A 17,742-nucleotide genomic window follows, 5' to 3' on the forward strand; every position below is an offset into this window, starting at 1 on the left:
GTGGATGAGCGCCTGGCGCGCATCCGCCAGAGCGGCGAACTGCTTCTCGGCGGCGAGAAGTCGATTCATTTCGTGGAGAAGGAGCACCTGGCGCTGATCAGGAAACCGCTCCCCTACCACCCCAACGGCATGATCTTCCGCGCCTTCGACGCCGCCGGCATCCAGATCCGCGCCCGCGAGTACTACTCGGTGGGCGGCGGCTTCGTCGTCGACGAGGAAGCCGCCGGCCTGGACCGCATCGTCGAAGACCGCACGCCGCTGCCCTACCCGTTCAAGACCGGCAAGGACATGCTCGCCCACTGCAGCGCCAGTGGGCTGTCCATCAGCGGCCTGATGCGCGAGAACGAGAAGGCCTGGCGCAACCCGGAAGAGACCAGCGCCGGGCTGATGAAGATCTGGCAGGTGATGCAGGACTGCGTCACCACCGGCTGCCGCAAGGAAGGCATCATGCCCGGCGGGCTCAAGGTCAAGCGCCGCGCCGCCGCGCTCTACCGCCAGCTCAGCGAACACCCGGAGGCCAGCCTGCGCGACAGCCTCTCGGTGCTCGACTGGGTCAACCTCTACGCCCTGGCGGTGAACGAGGAAAACGCCACCGGCGGCCGCGTGGTCACCGCGCCCACCAACGGCGCGGCGGGCATCGTCCCGGCGGTGCTGCACTACTACAGCCGCTTCGTGCCCGGCGCCAATGACGACGGCGTCGAGCGCTTCCTGCTCACCGCCGCCGCCATCGGCATCCTCTACAAGGAAAACGCCTCGATCTCCGGCGCTGAAGTCGGCTGCCAGGGCGAGGTCGGCGTGGCCTGCTCGATGGCCGCCGGCGCGCTCTGCGAAGTTCTCGGCGGCACCCCGCAGCAGGTCGAGAACGCCGCCGAGATCGGCATGGAGCACAACCTCGGGCTGACCTGCGACCCGGTCGGCGGCCTGGTCCAGGTGCCCTGCATCGAGCGCAACGCGATGGGCTCGGTGAAGGCCATCAACGCCGCACGCATGGCCCTGCGCGGTGACGGCCAGCACTTCATCTCGCTCGACAAGGTGATCCGCACCATGCGCCAGACCGGTGCCGACATGAAGAGCAAATACAAGGAAACCGCCCGCGGCGGCCTCGCCGTGAACATCATCGAATGCTGAAGCCTTTTTCTCCCCTCTCCCTCTGGGAGAGGGGCCGGGGGTGAGGGAAGCCCTGCCCCCGCACCGACTTTCACTTTGGAGCCTCACATGACCGACCTCGCCAAAACCCCGCTGCACGCCCTGCACCTCGAACTCGGTGCGCGCATGGTGCCCTTCGCCGGCTACGACATGCCGGTGCAGTACCCGCTCGGCGTGCTCAAGGAACACCTGCACACCCGCGAGCAGGCCGGCCTGTTCGATGTCTCGCACATGGGCCAGGTCATCCTGCGCGGCGCGAACGCCGCCCGAGCGCTGGAAAGCCTGGTACCGGTGGACATCCTCGACCTGCCGGTGGGCATGCAGCGCTACGCGATGTTCACCGACGAGAACGGCGGCATCCTCGACGACCTGATGGTCGCCCGCCTCGCCGACGACGAACTGTTCGTGGTGGTCAATGCCGCCTGCAAGGAGCAGGACCTCGCCCATCTGCGGAAGCACATCGGTGAGCAGTGCGAAATCGAATCGCTGTTCGACTCTCGCGCCCTGCTGGCCCTGCAGGGTCCAGCGGCAGCCGAGGTGCTCGGTCGCCTCGCGCCGGAAGTGCGCAAGATGACTTTCATGCAGTTCGGCAGCGTGCGCCTGGAAGGCGTCGAGTGCTACGTCAGCCGCTCCGGCTACACCGGCGAGGACGGCTACGAGATTTCCGTTCCGGTCGAGCATGCCGAAGCGTTGGCCCGTGCCCTGCTGGCCCAACCGGAAGTCCAGCCCATTGGCCTCGGCGCCCGCGATTCATTGCGCCTGGAAGCCGGCCTGTGCCTCTACGGCCACGACATGAGCCCCGCCACTACCCCTGTCGAAGCGAGCCTCCTCTGGGCCATCTCCAAGGCCCGCCGCGCCGATGGCGTGCGCGCCGGCAACTTCCCCGGCGCCAGCGCGGTGTTCGCCCAGCAGCGCGACGGCGTGCCGAGCAAGCGTGTCGGCCTGCTGCCGCAGGAGCGCGTGCCGGTGCGTGAAGGCGCGGAGATCGTCGATGCCGACGGCACGGTGATTGGCCAAGTCACCAGCGGCGGCTTCGGCCCCAGCCTGGGTGCCCCGGTGGCCATGGGCTACGTGAGCGCCAGCCACGCCGCCCTGGACAGCGAAGTCTGGGCCCTGGTGCGCGGCAAGCGCGTCGCCATGAAAGTCGCCAAGACCCCCTTCGTGCCGCAGCGCTACTACCGCGGCTGAGGACTGTTGCCTTCCTTGAACGGGTAGGAGCGAGCTCTGCTCGCGAACAGCTTCGCGAGCAAGCTCGCTCCTACAAAAAACGCCGAGCCTTCGGAGCAAGAACATGACCGAAACCCAGATCACCCCGCGTCCGCAACCGTTGCAGGCCGGCGTAAAACTGCGCGGCGCCGAGAAGGTCGCGCGCATTCCCGTGAAGATCATTCCCACCGAGGACGTGCCGCGCAAACCAGACTGGATACGCGTCCCCATCGCCACCTCGCCGGAGGTGGCCCGAATCAAGCAACTGCTGCGCAAGCACAAGCTGCACAGCGTTTGCGAGGAAGCCTCCTGCCCGAACCTGGGCGAGTGCTTCGCCGGGGGCACCGCCACCTTCATGATCATGGGCGACATCTGCACCCGTCGCTGCCCCTTCTGCGACGTCGGCCACGGCCGGCCAAAGCCGCTGGATGCCGACGAGCCGAAGAACCTGGCCATCGCCATCGCCGACCTGCGCCTCAAGTACGTGGTGATCACGTCGGTGGACCGCGACGACCTGCGTGATGGCGGTGCCCAGCACTTCGTCGATTGCCTGCGCGAGATCCGCAAGCTGTCCCCCGGCGTCCAGCTGGAAACCCTGGTGCCGGACTACCGTGGGCGCATGGACATCGCCCTGGAAATCACCGCCACCGAACCGCCGGATGTGTTCAACCACAACCTGGAAACCGTGCCGCGCCTCTATCGCTCCTCGCGTCCGGGCTCGGATTTCGAGTGGTCGCTGGACCTGTTGCAGAAGTTCAAGCAACGGGTGCCGGGAGTGCCGACCAAATCCGGCCTGATGCTGGGCCTGGGCGAGACGGACGACGAAGTGATCGAAGTCATGCAGCGCATGCGCGAGCACGAGATCGACATGCTCACCCTCGGCCAGTACCTGCAACCGTCACGCAATCATTTGCCGGTGCAGCGCTTCGTCCACCCCGACACCTTCGCCTGGTTCGCCGAGAAGGGCGCCGAAATGGGCTTTACCAACGTCGCATCCGGCCCGCTGGTGCGTTCCTCGTACCATGCGGACCAGCAGGTCCACGGGCGGAAGATCAACTGATCCCGTAGGGGCGAATTCATTCGCCAAGGGCCGCGCAGCGGCCCCGTAGGAGCGAGCTTGCTCGCGAAGGGTCGAGCACCGATTGTTCGCGAGCAAGCTCGCTCCTACATGTGATGCCGAAATGAGCGTGGCTGTTATCGACAGCCTCCTTAACTTGAGACAAACTCAACGACTTCGTGTTTATCTCAAATTCTACTCATGGAGGCTGTCATGCTCGAGCTGCGCCATCTCAAGACCCTGCACGCCTTGCGCGAAGCCGACAGCCTGGTGGAAGCCGCGGAACGCTTGCACCTCACCCAGTCCGCCCTCTCCCACCAGTTCAAGGAACTGGAAGAGCGCCTGGGCATGCAGCTGTTCGTGCGCAAGACCAAACCGGTGCGTTTCACCAGCGCCGGATTGCGACTGCTGCAACTGGCCGACAGTCTCTTGCCGCAACTGCGCAGCGCCGAGCGCGACCTGGCGCGTCTGGCCGGGGGCACCGCCGGCCGTCTGCACATGGCCATCGAGTGCCACAGCTGCTTCCAGTGGCTGATGCCCACCATCGACCAGTTCCGCGACGCCTGGCCGGAGGTGGAGCTGGACCTGGCTTCGGGTTTCTCGTTCGCTCCGCTGCCCGCTCTGGCGCGGGGCGACCTGGACCTGGTGGTGACGGCCGACCCGGTGGATCTCGCCGGCATCACCTATGTGCCGCTCTTCACCTACGAAGCCCTGCTCGCTGTGGATAACCAGCATGCCCTGGCGAGCAAGCCATTCATCGTCCCCGAGGACCTGGCCAGCCTGACCCTGATCACCTACCCGGTGGAACGCGATCGCCTGGACATCTTCACCCGCTTCCTGGAACCGGCGGACGTGGAACCCGCCCAGGTGCGCACATCCGAACTCACGGTGATGATGATGCAACTGGTGGCCAGCGGCCGCGGCGTCTGCTGCCTGCCCAACTGGGCGTTGCACGAATACAGCTCACGCGGCTACGTGACCGCCAAGCGTCTGGGCGAGAAAGGCCTGTATTGCACGCTGTTCGCGGCGATCCGCGCCGACATGCTGGACGCCCCCTTCATGCGCGACTTCCTGCTGACGGCGAAGGACACGTCGTTTGCAACGCTGGAAGGGGTCAGTGCGGCGCGGTGAACGAGCCGCCGTTCCCTGTGGGGGCGAATTCATTCGCAAAGGGCGGCGCAGCCGCCCCGTAGGTTGGTCCGAGCGGAGCGAGGCCCAACGGTCCCGGCATCGGCCGCGAAACGTTGGGTTTCGTTCCTCTACCCAACCTACAAGTGCCGTCGCGTAGGTTGGTCCGCAGCCTCAGCGATCCACCATCGGCGGTGCCTCACCTTCTAGATCAACGCTCGGATGCATTGGCAGCGACGGCCCCAGATATTCGTTGGCCTGCTGGATATCGTCCTCCCCCAGCGACCCCACCGAAGCCGCCAGGCGCAAGCGCGAAAGCAGGTAGCGCAGCTTGGCCTCGAGCAGGTCGCGGCGGGCGATGAAAGCCTGTTCCTCGGCATTGAGGATGTCCAGGTTGGTACTGGTGCCTGCCTGGAAACCCTTGCGCGCGGACTCCTGGGCGCGTTCGCTGGATACCACGGCGGTCTCCAGGGCCCGAACCCGTTGCTCGCCGCTCTGTACCCCACGGAATTCACGGGTGGTGCCGGACAGCACCTCTTCGCGGCTGGAGTTCAGTTGGTCATTGGCCAGCTCCCGGTTGGCCGAGGCCTGGCGCACCTGCGCGCTGGTGGCGCCACCGGTGAAGATCGGCATGCGGAATTCCACGCCGACCGAACCGTACTTGTTGTGCTGGTTCTGGGTCGAAACCGAATCGCTCTCCGTATCGTTGTAGGCGGCAACGAAATCCAGGGTCGGCCAGTGCCCGGCCTTGGCCCGGTCCACCTCGAAGTCCGCGATATCCAGGCTCCGGCTGCGGGCGATGATGGTCGGGTTGTTGGCCCGCGCATCGCTGATCCAGTCCTGCAGGGTCGGCGGCTCCAGCGGCGGGGTGGGAAACTCGGTACGCAGGGTGGACATCTCTTCCGGCAGCACGCCGAGCAGCTCCTGCAGCAGACGTCGCGCCACCAGCAGGTTGTCCTCGGCCTCGATCAACTCGGCCTGGGCCAGGTCGCGTCGGGCAGAGGCCTGGTCGACGTCGATCACAGTGCCGTCACCCAGTTCGAATCGGCGCTTGGCGGACTTCACCTGGTTCTCCAGGTTGTTCAGCTTGACCTTGGCCAGATCGATGGTTTCCAGCGCCAGCAGCACGGCGAAATAGCGGCTGGCCAGGCTGACCGCCGATTCCTGGGTCTTCACATCGAACACCGCATCACTGAACAGGGTGCGTTGCTTGCCCTGGCGGTACTCGGCCATCCGCTGCTTGTTGAACAGCGGTTGGCGCAACTCCACCACCGCCCCCTTTGAGTCGTACTCCAGGTCATTCTCCACCGAGTTGCCCAGGACGTTGTCCTGCTCGCTGGTGCCGTCCACCCGTTTCCAGTAGGCGGTACTGCTGATGTTCGGCAGCAGGCCGGCCTTGCCCAGTTCCTTGTATTCCTGGCCGGCCTGGCGTTCGTGGACCGACGCCAGGTAGGTCGGTCCCTGGGTCTGGTAGACGCCCCAGGCGTCGCTGAGGTCCATGGCCGCCGCAGGCAGGGCGACGGCTCCGAACAAACCGGCTATGGCCATCCGGGCTCTCATGTCACTGCTCCTTGAATGCGTTTCCGACACGGCCCAGCAGCGGTTTCATCAGGTAGCTCATCAGGCTGCGTTCCCCGGTCTTGATGGTTACGGTGGCCGGCATGCCTGCGCGGATATTGTTCGGCCCGAGCATCTTCATGCCTTCTTCGGTCACTTCCACCTGGGTCAAGTAATAGGGCTGTTTGCTGGCTTCGTCCACCAGCCGGTCGGCGGCAACTGTCAGCACCCGCCCCGGAATATTCGGCGTCTGCGCGTGGTTGAAGGCCGGGAAGGTGATGTCCACAGGCAGGCCAGGCACCATCTTGTCGATGGCCTGAACCGGAACCTGGGCGTCCACCTGCAGGGGCTCACTGTCCGGTATCACGTCCATGAGCCGCGCGCCGGGCTGGATCACACCGCCGACAGTGGTGATGGTCAGGCCCAGGACGATGCCGTCGATGGGCGATCGGATCACCGTGTTGTCCACCTGGTAGTCCACCGAGCGCAGCCGTTCGCCGAGGGAGGTGGCTTCCTTCTGCACATCGGTCAGCTGGGATTCCACTTCCTTCTGGAAATCCTGCTCGCGCTGGAGGATGCGTAGCTTGAGTTCGGCGATCTGGTTACGGGTGCGGCCGATATCGGCGATGTTCTGCGCCATGGAGCCATTCAGTTCCGAGGCATTGCGCTCCAGTTCGAGCATGCGATTGCGCGGGATGTAGCCTTCGGCGGCCAGGCTGCGCACGCCTTCCAGTTCCTGGCCAAGCAGGCTCGACTGGCTGGCGCGGGTGGCCTGGACCTGGCGCAGGCCCTTGAGCTGTTCTTCGGCACCGTTGAGGTTCTCGTGGAGGATGCCGATTTCACCCAGCAGCGCCTTGCGCCGGGTCTGGAACAACCGCTGCTGCAAGGCGATGGATTCCATCAGGCGCGGATCGCCGCTGAAGCGCTCCAGCAGTTCCGGGGCGAAGGTCACGGTGTCGGCGCCATCGCGCTCGGCAACCAGACGGTCTTCCACGGTCTTGGCGACGATGTACTGGGAGCTGAGGGCGCCCTGCTCGGCGATGGCCTGGGTCGGGTCCAGGCGTACCAGCTCCTGGCCGGCGCGGACCTTGTCGCCTTCGCGCACGAGAATGGCGTCCACCTCGCCACCGGTGAGGTGCTGCACGGTCTTGCGCGCATTGGTGACGTTGACCGTGGCGTTGGCCACCACGCCGGCATCCAGCGGGGCCATCACGGCCCAGACCAGGAAGCCGCCGAATCCTGCCAGCACCATCCAGACGCCCCAACGGGCCGGCCGGGAGTCATCCATGTCCACCTGTGTCGGTTCTTCGACCCGTACCAGGGCCTTGCTTTCGCTTGCCGCTTGCATGATCGATTACTCCTTTGCCCGCACGGACGCGAGGTTGGGCGTGCCCACGGAGGGCATGACGCTAGCCTGGCGCAATGCTGAGAAGACCTCGTCACGAGGACCGAACATCTGCATGCCGCCGTCTCTCAGCAGCAGGACCTTGTCTATCGTGCCGAGCACGCTGGGGCGGTGGGAGATCAGGATCAGCGTCTTACCCCGCTTCTTCAGGTCGAGGATGGCCTCCACCAGCGCCGCTTCGCCCACGTCGTCGAGGTTGGCGTTGGGCTCGTCGAGCACGATCATCGAGGGATCGCCATAGATGGCCCGGGCCAGGGCGATGCGCTGCTTCTGTCCGCCGGAGAGTGGGCTGCCGTCGAGGCCAAGGGGCGTGTCGTAGCCTTTGTCGAAGCGCAGGATCATCTCGTGCACGCCAGCGCGCTTGGCCGCCAGGATCACTTCCTCGCTGTTCACCTCGCCGAAGCGGGCGATGTTGTCGGCGATGGTGCCTTCGAACAGCTCCACGTCCTGGGGCAGATAGCCGAGCCAGGGACCGAGTTCCGCCTTGTTCCACTGGAAGATGTCGGCGCCGTCCAGGCGTACCGTGCCCCCTTGCGCCGGCCAGACCCCCACCAGCAAGCGGGCCAGGGTGGATTTGCCGGCGGCGGATGGGCCGATGATGCCGAGTGCTTCGCCGGGCGCCAGGGCGAAATTGACCCCACGCAGGATAGTGGCCGTCCCACCGGGCGCTGCGGTCATGGCGTTCTCCACCGACAGTGCGCCCTGGGGCTTGGGCAGCGCCATGGCGTCCTTGCGGGCGGGGAAGTCAGCCAGCAGCTTGGTCAGGCGTTCCCAAGAAGCGCGGGCGGTCAGCAGCTGCTTCCACACGCCGATGGCCTGTTCAACCGGTGCCATGGCGCGACCGCTGAGCACCGAACTGGCGATCATCATCCCGGCAGTGATCTCACCCTTGATGGCCAGCAGCGCGCCGGCACCGAGGATCAGCGACTGCAGGGTGATCCGCACGAAACGGCTGGCGCCATTGATGTAGGCCGCACGGTCTGAAGCCTGGGTCTGTTTCTCGAGGATGCGCTGGTGACTGCTGTACCAGCGTTCGCGGATGGCCGGCAGCATGCCCATCGCCTCGATCACTTCGGTATTGCGCAGGTTGTTGTTGGCGAAGGTGCCTGACGCCATCGAAGCCTGGTTGGCTTCCATCAGCGGGCCCCGGGTCACCACTTCAGTGAGCAGCGCCAGGCCGAAGAGAATGGCCGAGCCGATCAGGGTGACGATGCCCAGTAGCGGGTGCACCAGGAAGATCACCAGCAGGTAGATGGGGGTCCACGGCGCGTCGAAGAACGCGAACAGGCCATTGCCGGTGAGGAACTGGCGAACCTGGGACAGGTCCTGGAGCGCCTGGGCCGGGTTGCCGCCGGCTCGGCGCAGGTTGCGCTCGAAGGAAGCGTTGAAGATGCGCTTGTTCAGGCTCATGTCCAGGCGGTTGCCAAGGCGGATGAGTACAGTCGAACGCACCACCTCCAGCAATGACATGAGCACGTAGAGCCCGAGCATCAGCACCGTCAGCATCACCAGGGTGGTGATGTTGCTGCTTGCCAGCACGCGATCGTAGACCTGCAGCATGTAGAGCGCCGGTGCCAGCATCATCAGGTTGATGACGCCGCTGAATCCCCCGACCACATAAAAGGTGTGGCGCAGGCGACTCAGGGCTTCGGACAGTTCTGTACGGGGCTGCGAGAAATTCTTCATCTCGGCGCTCCATTGACGGAGTGGTGGGTTCGGCCGTGTCCGACCGCCTTCTTATAATTCAAGCCCCTGGAGCGAAACGGCGCTGCCCCCACAGAAGCCTACCCACATCCTTAGCCAAGACTCCGGCCCCCCGCCAGCCTCCAACCCCGTCTGCCGGACGGCTGCGGGGTTAACCCCGACCGACGACATGGGCCTTTTGCGCGAGAGCGTTTCTCATCAAGGCTGTAAGCACCGTGCTAGAGCGGTTTACCCACTTTTGGGGAAAATGCCGACCGCGCCAGCAAGACAGAACTGGCGCCGGATAAATGACACTGGGGATTAAAGGCGGGATTTCAGGCGCTTCTGACCCGCAGCGCCGGGCTGAATGTCAGCATGTCCATCAGGCTGTCAACCAGGCTTTCCGCCTCGTCCGCCAGGGAATAGCCATTGGGCACCAGCAGCCAGTTGGTCTGGATGCCTTCCATATAGGCATGCACGCTGACGGCGGCGCGACGACAGTCCAGGTCTCGGGGCAACTGGCCACGGCTTACTGCATTGCGCAGTGCCTTGGCGATGCGCTCATCGCATTCGGCGCTCAGGTCCTGGATCTGCTGGCGCAGGTCGCCCAGTTCCTCGGTGTATTCCACCTTGAACCGGAGGATCTCGTGGATGCGCCGGCTCTGCGGGTCCAGTTCCACCCGCTTGAGCAGGCGCACCAGCAACTGGTGCATGCGCCCCAGCGGGTCGGGCTCATCTTCGCTCTCGCTGGCACGCGCGAGCTGTTCCAGCGGCATGTGGATGCGTTCGAGCATCGCCTGGAACAGGTCGCTCTTGTTCTCGAAGTGCCAGTAGATGGCGCCTCGACTCACGCCGGCAGCCGCCGCGATTTCAGCCAGAGAGGCGCGGGAAACACCCTTCTCGTGAAATACCCGCTCGGTAGCATCGAGTATCTGCACGCGGGTCTCTTCGGCTTCCTCTTTGGTGCGTCTGGCCATTCGCCACTTTTACCTATCTGGTTGCTATCAAAGGAAAAATCATCCCGCCGAGGAAACAAATTCTGACAGCGGCTTCGGAAGATTCGATTTACAAACATTCACGCATGTAAGTATATTCGTACACCTTCGCAAGAATCCAGAACCTGCCCTGCGCCCAGCCTTCCCTTCAGGAAGCTGTACCCCAGAAAATAGAGGTCCCTTCAGATGCCCATGAAGCCAGCCTTTGCCGCCTTGGTTTCCGCCATCGCACTGGCCACGCTCGTCCTCACCGGCTGCCAGGAAGCCTCGGCTCCCCCGCCCGCCCAGACGCCCAAGGTCGGCGTCGTGACCCTGCAACCCCAGAGCTTCACCCTGACCACCGAGCTCCCCGGCCGCACCAGCGCCTATCGCATCGCCGAAGTACGTCCTCAGGTCGACGGCATCATCCAGAAGCGCCTGTTCACCGAAGGCAGCGAGGTCAAGGCCGGCCAGCAGCTCTATCAGATCGACCCGTCCGTCTACACCGCCACCTTCAAGAGCGCCCAGGCCAGCCTGGCCTCGGCGCAGTCCCTGGCGGACCGCTACAAGGACCTGGTCAGCGACCAGGCTGTGAGCAAGCAGGCCTATGACGAGTCCCAGGCCGCCCGCCTGCAGGCCGAGGCCGCGCTGGAGAAGGCCAAGATCGACCTGCGCTACACCAAGGTGCTGGCCCCCATTTCCGGACGTGTCGGCCGCTCGGCGGTCACCGAAGGCGCGCTGGTGAACAATGGCCAGACCCTGGCCATGGCCACTATCCAGCAGCTCGACCCGATCTACGTCGACGTGACCCAATCCACCAAGGACCTGCTGCGCCTGCGTCGGGAAATGGCCGAAGGCCAACTGGAAAAAGCCGGTGCGAGCGGCGCCAGGGTTTCCCTGTTGCTCGAAGACGGCAGCGAGTACCCGCACAAGGGCAGCCTGGAGTTCTCCGAAGTCTCGGTAGACGAAGGCACCGGCTCGGTGACCGTGCGCGCGGTCTTCCCCAACCCGGAGCACACCCTGCTGCCGGGCATGTTTGTCCACGCCCGACTGGGCTCGGCGGTGAAGCAGGAAGCCATCCTCGCACCGCAGCAAGGCGTGACCCGCGACCTCAAGGGCCAGGCCACCGCCATGGTGGTGAATGCCGAGAACAAGGTCGAGCTGCGTCACCTGAAGGCCGAGCGCACCGTCGGCGACCGCTGGCTGGTGATCGAAGGCCTCAACCCCGGCGACCGCCTGATTACCGAAGGCCTGCAGTTCGTGCGTCCGGGCGTCGAAGTGAATGCTGCGCCGGCAACCAACGTGGCAGCCCAGCAACCTGCGGGCGACAACCTGGCCAAGAGCCACTGAGGAGCCCTTAGATGTCGAGATTCTTCATCGATCGCCCAATCTTCGCCTGGGTGATCGCGCTGGTGATCATGCTCGCCGGCGGCCTGTCGATCCTCAAGTTGCCGATCAACCAGTACCCCAGCATCGCCGCACCGGCAGTGGGCATCCAGGTCAGCTACCCCGGTGCCTCGGCGCAGACGGTGCAGGACACCGTGGTGCAGATCATCGAGCAACAGCTCAATGGCATCGACGGCCTGCGCTACATCTCCTCGGAGAGCAACTCCGACGGCAGCATGACCATCACCGCCACCTTCGAGCAGGGCACCAACCCTGACATCGCCCAGGTGCAGGTGCAGAACAAGCTCCAGTTGGCCACCCCGCTGCTGCCGCAGGAAGTGCAGCAGCAAGGCATCCGCGTGACCAAGGCAGTGAAGAACTTCCTGCTGGTCATCGGCGTCGTCTCCGAAGACGGCAGCATGGACAAGAACGACCTGGCCAACTACATCGTCTCCAACATCCAGGACCCGATCTCACGGACCAAGGGCGTGGGTGACTTCCAGGTGTTCGGCGCCCAATACGCCATGCGTATCTGGCTGGACCCGGCGCGGCTGAACAACTACCAGCTGACCCCGGTGGACGTGAAGACCGCCATCCAGTCGCAAAACGTACAGATTTCCTCCGGCCAGCTCGGCGGCCTGCCCGCCTCCCCCGGCACCCAGCTCAACGCCACCATCATCGGCAAGACGCGCCTGCAGACGCCGGAGCAGTTCGGCGAAATCCTCCTGAAAGTGAATCGCGACGGCTCCCAGGTACGCCTGCGTGACGTGGCGAAGATCGAGCTGGGCGGCGAGAACTACAGCATCAGCGCGCAGTTCAACGGCAAGCCGGCTTCCGGCATGGCGATCAAACTCGCCACTGGCGCCAACGCCCTGGACACCGCCAAGGCGATCCGCGAGACCGTCAAGCAACTGGAACCCTTCATGCCCGCCGGGATGAAGGTGGTCTTCCCCTATGACACCACCCCGGTGGTTTCCGCCTCCATCGAAGGCGTGATCCACACCCTGGGCGAAGCCATCGTCCTGGTGTTCCTGGTGATGTTCCTGTTCCTGCAGAACTTCCGCGCCACCATCATCCCGACCCTTGCGGTGCCGGTTGTGCTGCTCGGCACCTTCGGCGTGCTGGCGATGTTCGGCTTCACCATCAACACCCTGACCATGTTCGCCATGGTGCTCGCCATCGGCCTGCTGGTGGACGACGCCATAGTCGTCGTAGAAAACGTCGAGCGGGTGATGGCCGAGGAAGGCCTCTCGCCGCTGGAAGCCACGCGCAAATCCATGGGCCAGATCCAGGGCGCGCTGGTGGGTATCGCCCTTGTGCTCTCGGCGGTGTTCCTGCCGATGGCCTTCTTCGGTGGCTCCACGGGCGTGATCTACAAGCAGTTCTCCATCACCATCGTCTCGGCCATGGCCCTGTCGGTACTGGTGGCGCTGATCTTCACCCCGGCCCTGTGTGCCACCCTGCTCAAGCCCATCGCCAAGGGCCACCACGAGAAGCGCGGCTTCTTCGGCTGGTTCAACCGCAGCTTCGACCGCAGCGTGCAGAGCTACGAGCGCGGCGTGCGCGGCGTGCTCAAGCGCAAGGCGCCCTACCTGATGCTCTACGTGGTGATCCTGGTCGCCATGGGCTGGCTGTTCACCCGCATCCCCACCGCCTTCCTCCCCGAGGAAGACCAGGGCGTGCTCTTCGCCCAGGTGCAGACCCCGTCCGGCGCCAGCGCCGAGCGTACCCAGGTGGTCGTGGACCAGATGCGCGAATACCTGCTGGACCAGGAGAAGGACACCGTGAAGTCCGTGTTCACCGTCACCGGCTTCAACTTTGCCGGTCGCGGCCAGAGCTCGGGCATGGCCTTCATCATGCTCAAGCCGTGGGAAGAGCGCACTGCGGAAGGCCAGAGCGTGTTCGACCTGGCTCAGCGTGCGCAGAAGCACTTCTTCAGCTTCCGCGATGCGATGGTCTTCGCCTTCGCCCCACCGGCGGTGATGGAGCTGGGCAACGCCACCGGTTTCAACCTGTTCCTGCAGGACCGCGCCGGTGTCGGCCACGAGGCGCTCAACGCCGCCCGTGACCAGTTCCTCGAACTGGCGGCGAAAGACCCGGTGCTCAACCGCGTGCGTGCCAACGGCCTGCGCGACGAGCCCCAGTACCAGCTGCAGATCGACGACGAGAAGGCGCGTGCCCACGGCATTTCCCTGTCCGACATCAACAACACCGTGTCCATCGCCTGGGGCGCCAGCTACGTCAACGACTTCATCGACCGTGGCCGGGTGAAGAAGGTCTACCTGCAAGGCGAACCCGAAGCGCGGATGAACCCGGAAGACCTCAACAAGTGGTACGTGCGCAACGACAAGGGCCAGATGGTGCCGTTCAGCGCCTTTGCCAGCGGCGAATGGACCTACGGCGCGCCCAAGCTGGCCCGCTACAACGGCGTGCCGGCGGTGGAAATCCTCGGCGAGGCGGCACCGGGCCACAGCTCGGGTGAAGCCATGGCCGCCGTGGAAGAGATCGCCAAGCAGTTGCCGGCGGGCGTCGGCTACTCCTGGACCGGCCTCTCCTACGAGGAACGCCTGTCCGGTTCCCAGGCCCCGGCCCTCTACGCGCTGTCGCTGCTGGTGGTGTTCCTCTGCCTGGCGGCGCTGTACGAGAGCTGGTCGATTCCGTTCTCGGTGATGCTGGTGGTGCCGCTGGGTGTGATCGGCGCGCTGATGTTCACCAGCCTGCGCGGCCTGTCCAACGACGTGTTCTTCCAGGTCGGCCTGCTCACCACCATCGGCCTCTCGGCGAAGAACGCGATCCTCATCGTCGAGTTCGCCAAGGAGCTGCACGAGCAGGGCAAGAGCCTGTTCGAAGCCGCCGTGGAAGCCTGCCGCATGCGCCTGCGCCCGATCATCATGACCTCGCTGGCGTTCATCCTCGGCGTGGTGCCCCTGGCCATCTCCAACGGCGCCGGCTCCGGCAGCCAGCACGCCATTGGTACCGGCGTGATCGGCGGCATGCTCACCGCGACCGTCCTGGCCATCTTCTGGGTGCCGCTGTTCTACGTGCTGGTCTGCTCGCTGTTCAAGGACAAGGCGAGCAAGGCTGCGATCAAGAAGGAGGCCCTGCAGTGAGGCGTTCCCTGATGTCCCTGACCATCGCCGCGACCCTGCTCGGTGGCTGCTCCATGATCCCCGACTACCAGCGCCCGGAAGCGCCGGTGGAGGCCGACTGGCCCCAGGGGGAGGCGTACAGCGACGGTGCGGCCCAGGTGAGTACCGCCGCCGCCGACCTCGACTGGAACGCGTTCTTCCAGGACCCGGCGCTGCGCCAACTGGTGCAGCTCGCCCTGGACAACAACCGCGACCTGCGCACCGCCGCGCTGAACGTCGAGGCCTATCGCGCGCTCTATCGCATCCAGCGCTCCGAGTTGTTCCCCAGCATCTCGGCCGACGGCGGCGCCACCCGCCAGCGCACTCCCGGCATCATGAGCCAGAGCGGCCAGGCCGACACCAGCAGCAGCTACAGCGCCACCCTCGGCACCAACGCCTGGGAACTGGACTTCTTCGGCCGCCTGCGCAGCCTCAACGAGCAGGCCCTGGAACAGTACTTCGCCACCGAACAGGCGCGCCGCAGCACCCAGATCAGCCTGGTGGCCTCGGTGGCCACCGCCTATCTGGACTGGCAGGCCGACCAGGCCCTGCTGCAGCTGACCCGCGACACCCTCAAGACCTATCAGGAAAGCTACGCCCTCACCAAACGCAGCTTCGACGTGGGCGTCGCCGATGCCCTGGCCCTGAGCCAGGCGCGCACCGCCGTGGAAAGCGCCCAGGTCAGCCTGGCGCAGTACACCCGTCTCGTGGCCCAGGACCGCAACGCCCTGACCCAGTTGGTGGGCACCGGCATTCCGGCGGACCTGCCCAGGGGCCTGGCGCTGGACGCCGACCTGCTGGCCGAAGTACCGCCGGGCTTGCCCTCCGAGCTGCTGCAACGCCGCCCGGACGTGGTCCAGGCCGAGCACCTGCTGAAGTCGGCCAACGCCAATATCGGCGCGGCGCGTGCGGCCTTCTTCCCCAGCGTCAGCCTGACCGCGAACGCCGGCACCATGAGCAACGAGTTGTCCGGCCTGTTCGATGCCGGCTCGGGCAGTTGGCTGTTCCAGCCGAGCATCAGCCTGCCGATCTTCACCGCCGGCCGCCTGAAGGCGAACCTCGACTACACCGAGCTGCAGAAGGACATCCAGGTCGCGCAGTACGAGAAGGCCATCCAGGTCGCCTTCCAGGAAGTCGCCGACGGCCTCGCCGCGCGTACGACCTACCAGCACCAACTGGATTCCCAGCGCGCACTGGTGAAGACCACCGAGGAGTACTACCGCCTCGCCGAGCGCCGCTACCGCACCGGTGTCGACAGCTACCTGACCCTGCTGGACGCCCAGCGCCAGCTGTTCAGCGCCCGCCAGCAACTGATCGGCGACCGCCTCAACCAGTTGGCCAGCGAAGTGAACCTGTACAAGGCCCTTGGCGGCGGCTGGAAAGAACAAGGGGAACATTCCCCGAACGCTTGATCCGCGACTCCCCAATCCTCACGGACGAGGAATCCACGCGGCGCCCCTGCCCTTCTTGGCGGGGGCGTATTTTTTTGGGACTCCAGGTTTGCGCGCGGTGCCACATCCCATTTCACGATTGGCAGGACTGCGTCCTGCATAGCGATTGAAATCGCCCCCACAAAGGGATGCCCGGCTCTCCGGCACGAGGGCCAAAAACGGGCATGAACCTCGGAAATACCCATGCCAATCAAGGCCTTGCAAACGCCCATCGGTCAACTTTTCGGCCATCCGTCAGGCTATCCACGCCAGCCGTAATAATCGCCGATGCTGTTCGTCCAACTCGTGGGGAGGCGAGCCAGGAACAAGAGGAAACGACAAATGAAATCCACACTCACCACAATGACCCTCAGCGGCCTTCTGGCCCTGGCGGCGACAACGGGACCGGGCACTGCCCTGGCGGAGAATGGAAGCGACCGCCTGGACGAGTTCCGGATGCGCAACGAGCAAGTCCTGCAGATGAGGGAGGACTCCAGCGAGCGCTTCACACGAATGGTCGAGGAACAACCCACCGCGTCTGGCCGTAGCTATGAGGACGAAGAGGCGTACTCGGGCGAGCGGCAAATGCCGAAATACCAATCGTGGATTCAACAGCAGCGAGTCGAATTCGGTAAGTAACCGATGACTCCCCGCCCGTCGGACGTGCGCAGTCTTGCGCCGCCGGCGGGCAGAAAAAGACCCCACTTTCCGACAACCGGCCAGCGCCTCCAGGCGCCCGATCCAGAGCTGTCCTGACTGCCTCGAGCTCTCCCAGCCCCTGCCGCGCATCCCCTGCCGCTTGCGGCACCGACCGTCCTGATCCTAGTGTGTCAACATCCCTGAACCGGCGGAGGGTTTCCTCTATGCCGGTGATTCGCTCAACGGATTGATCCACCGCAGAACCCGGCCCCGGCCGCTTTCCCCTGGAGAGTCAAACCGTTGCAGAAGCCCGCCTCTCGCCGCTTCGGCGTCCCCCTGTCCTGGCAATTGCTCACGCTCGCCCTTTTCAGCGGCAGCCTGCTATTGAGTGCCGGGGACGCCAGGGCCGCCTGGAGCGCCGACCCCGTGCTGCGCAAGGCGGAAAAGCGCTACGGTCGCAGCGGCCCGGCGAAGGATCGCCTCCAGGCCTGGCATGACCTGTTGGAAACCGGTCGCCGCCTGACTGAACGACAGCAGCTCGAGGCCGTCAACCGCCAGTTCAATCGTCAGGTGCGCTTCACCGACGACAGCGCCCTCTGGCAACGCCGCGACTACTGGGCCACGCCCGTGGAAACCCTGGCCAAGGGCGCCGGGGACTGTGAAGACTTCGCCCTGGCCAAATACTTCACCCTGCTGCAACTGGGCGTCGCTCCGGACAAGCTGCGCATCACCTATGCGCGCGCCCTGGAGCTGAACCAGGCGCACATGGTGGTGACCTATCACGAAACCCCGGACGCAGAGCCCCTGGTCCTCGACAACCTGGTGGACGACATCCTCCCCGCGTCCCGGCGCAAGGACCTGGCCCTGCGCTACGCCTTCGATGCCGACGGGCTTTACACCTTGAAGGGCGGCGCGCCCAGACGCGTCGGCAATACCACCGAACTGCCGTTCTGGCAGAGTCTGCTGGCGCGCATGGAGCGGGAAGGCTTCGTGCTGTAACCAC

Annotated in this window: 13 protein-coding genes; 9 read left to right on the forward strand and 4 right to left on the reverse strand. The window is 65.1% G+C overall.

Translation table 11 applies throughout. The features are described 5' to 3' along the window. The 4 genes from DM872_RS14415 to metR all read left to right on the forward strand — a co-directional run. The coding region (locus DM872_RS14415) for an L-serine ammonia-lyase (RefSeq protein ID WP_179059268.1) at window positions 1–1,128 on the forward strand (1,128 nt) is incomplete at its 5' end. A gap of 87 nt (window positions 1,129–1,215) precedes the next feature. Further along, the gene (gene gcvT, locus DM872_RS14420) at window positions 1,216–2,334 is read left to right on the forward strand and encodes a glycine cleavage system aminomethyltransferase GcvT (protein ID WP_179060137.1); all 1,119 of its coding nucleotides are present in this window, start codon (window positions 1,216–1,218) and stop codon (window positions 2,332–2,334) included. A 103-nt stretch (window positions 2,335–2,437) separates the two neighbouring features. Then, window positions 2,438–3,412, forward strand: a complete 975-nt coding sequence (gene lipA / locus DM872_RS14425; protein ID WP_179060138.1) for a lipoyl synthase — start codon at window positions 2,438–2,440, stop codon at window positions 3,410–3,412. Window positions 3,413–3,622: 210 nt separating this feature from the next. Further along, on the forward strand, window positions 3,623–4,540 hold the full coding sequence (metR, locus tag DM872_RS14430; protein WP_077526912.1) for a transcriptional regulator MetR: 918 nt from the start codon (window positions 3,623–3,625) through the stop codon (window positions 4,538–4,540). A gap of 171 nt (window positions 4,541–4,711) precedes the next feature. On the opposite strand, the gene DM872_RS14435 is transcribed toward metR, so the two are convergent. The 4 genes from DM872_RS14435 to DM872_RS14450 form a co-directional block, all read right to left on the reverse strand. Next, window positions 4,712–6,097, reverse strand: a complete 1,386-nt coding sequence (locus tag DM872_RS14435; RefSeq protein WP_179060139.1) for a TolC family outer membrane protein — start codon at window positions 6,095–6,097, stop codon at window positions 4,712–4,714. A gap of 1 nt (window position 6,098) precedes the next feature. Continuing rightward, window positions 6,099–7,382: an HlyD family type I secretion periplasmic adaptor subunit gene (locus DM872_RS14440; RefSeq protein WP_373273720.1), complete on the reverse strand. Its 1,284-nt coding sequence runs from the start codon at window positions 7,380–7,382 to the stop codon at window positions 6,099–6,101. Window positions 7,383–7,448: 66 nt separating this feature from the next. Then, on the reverse strand, window positions 7,449–9,185 hold the full coding sequence (locus DM872_RS14445; protein ID WP_179060141.1) for a type I secretion system permease/ATPase: 1,737 nt from the start codon (window positions 9,183–9,185) through the stop codon (window positions 7,449–7,451). Between the two features lie 332 nt (window positions 9,186–9,517). Further along, entirely contained in the window at window positions 9,518–10,159 is a 642-nt protein-coding gene (locus tag DM872_RS14450) for a TetR family transcriptional regulator (RefSeq protein WP_179060142.1), read from the reverse strand. A gap of 204 nt (window positions 10,160–10,363) precedes the next feature. On the opposite strand from DM872_RS14450, the gene DM872_RS14455 reads away from it, so the two are divergent. The 5 genes from DM872_RS14455 to DM872_RS14475 all read left to right on the forward strand — a co-directional run bounded on the left by DM872_RS14455 (window position 10,364) and on the right by DM872_RS14475 (window position 17,738). Beyond that, the gene (locus tag DM872_RS14455; protein WP_179060143.1) at window positions 10,364–11,506 is read left to right on the forward strand and encodes an efflux RND transporter periplasmic adaptor subunit; all 1,143 of its coding nucleotides are present in this window, start codon (window positions 10,364–10,366) and stop codon (window positions 11,504–11,506) included. Window positions 11,507–11,517: 11 nt separating this feature from the next. Next, entirely contained in the window at window positions 11,518–14,652 is a 3,135-nt protein-coding gene (locus tag DM872_RS14460) for an efflux RND transporter permease subunit (RefSeq protein WP_179060144.1), read from the forward strand. Next, complete coding sequence (locus DM872_RS14465; RefSeq protein WP_179060145.1) at window positions 14,649–16,082, forward strand: AdeC/AdeK/OprM family multidrug efflux complex outer membrane factor; 1,434 nt, start codon at window positions 14,649–14,651, stop codon at window positions 16,080–16,082. The genes DM872_RS14460 and DM872_RS14465 overlap by 4 nt, the downstream gene beginning before the upstream one ends. 360 nt (window positions 16,083–16,442) lie before the next feature. Beyond that, entirely contained in the window at window positions 16,443–16,739 is a 297-nt protein-coding gene (locus tag DM872_RS14470) for a hypothetical protein (protein WP_179060146.1), read from the forward strand. Window positions 16,740–17,039: 300 nt separating this feature from the next. Further along, complete coding sequence (locus DM872_RS14475) at window positions 17,040–17,738, forward strand: transglutaminase-like cysteine peptidase (protein WP_179060147.1); 699 nt, start codon at window positions 17,040–17,042, stop codon at window positions 17,736–17,738. Window positions 17,739–17,742 lie beyond the last annotated feature (4 nt).

This window comes from Pseudomonas taiwanensis (genome assembly GCF_013393345.1).
GTDB lineage: Bacteria > Pseudomonadota > Gammaproteobacteria > Pseudomonadales > Pseudomonadaceae > Metapseudomonas > Metapseudomonas resinovorans_C.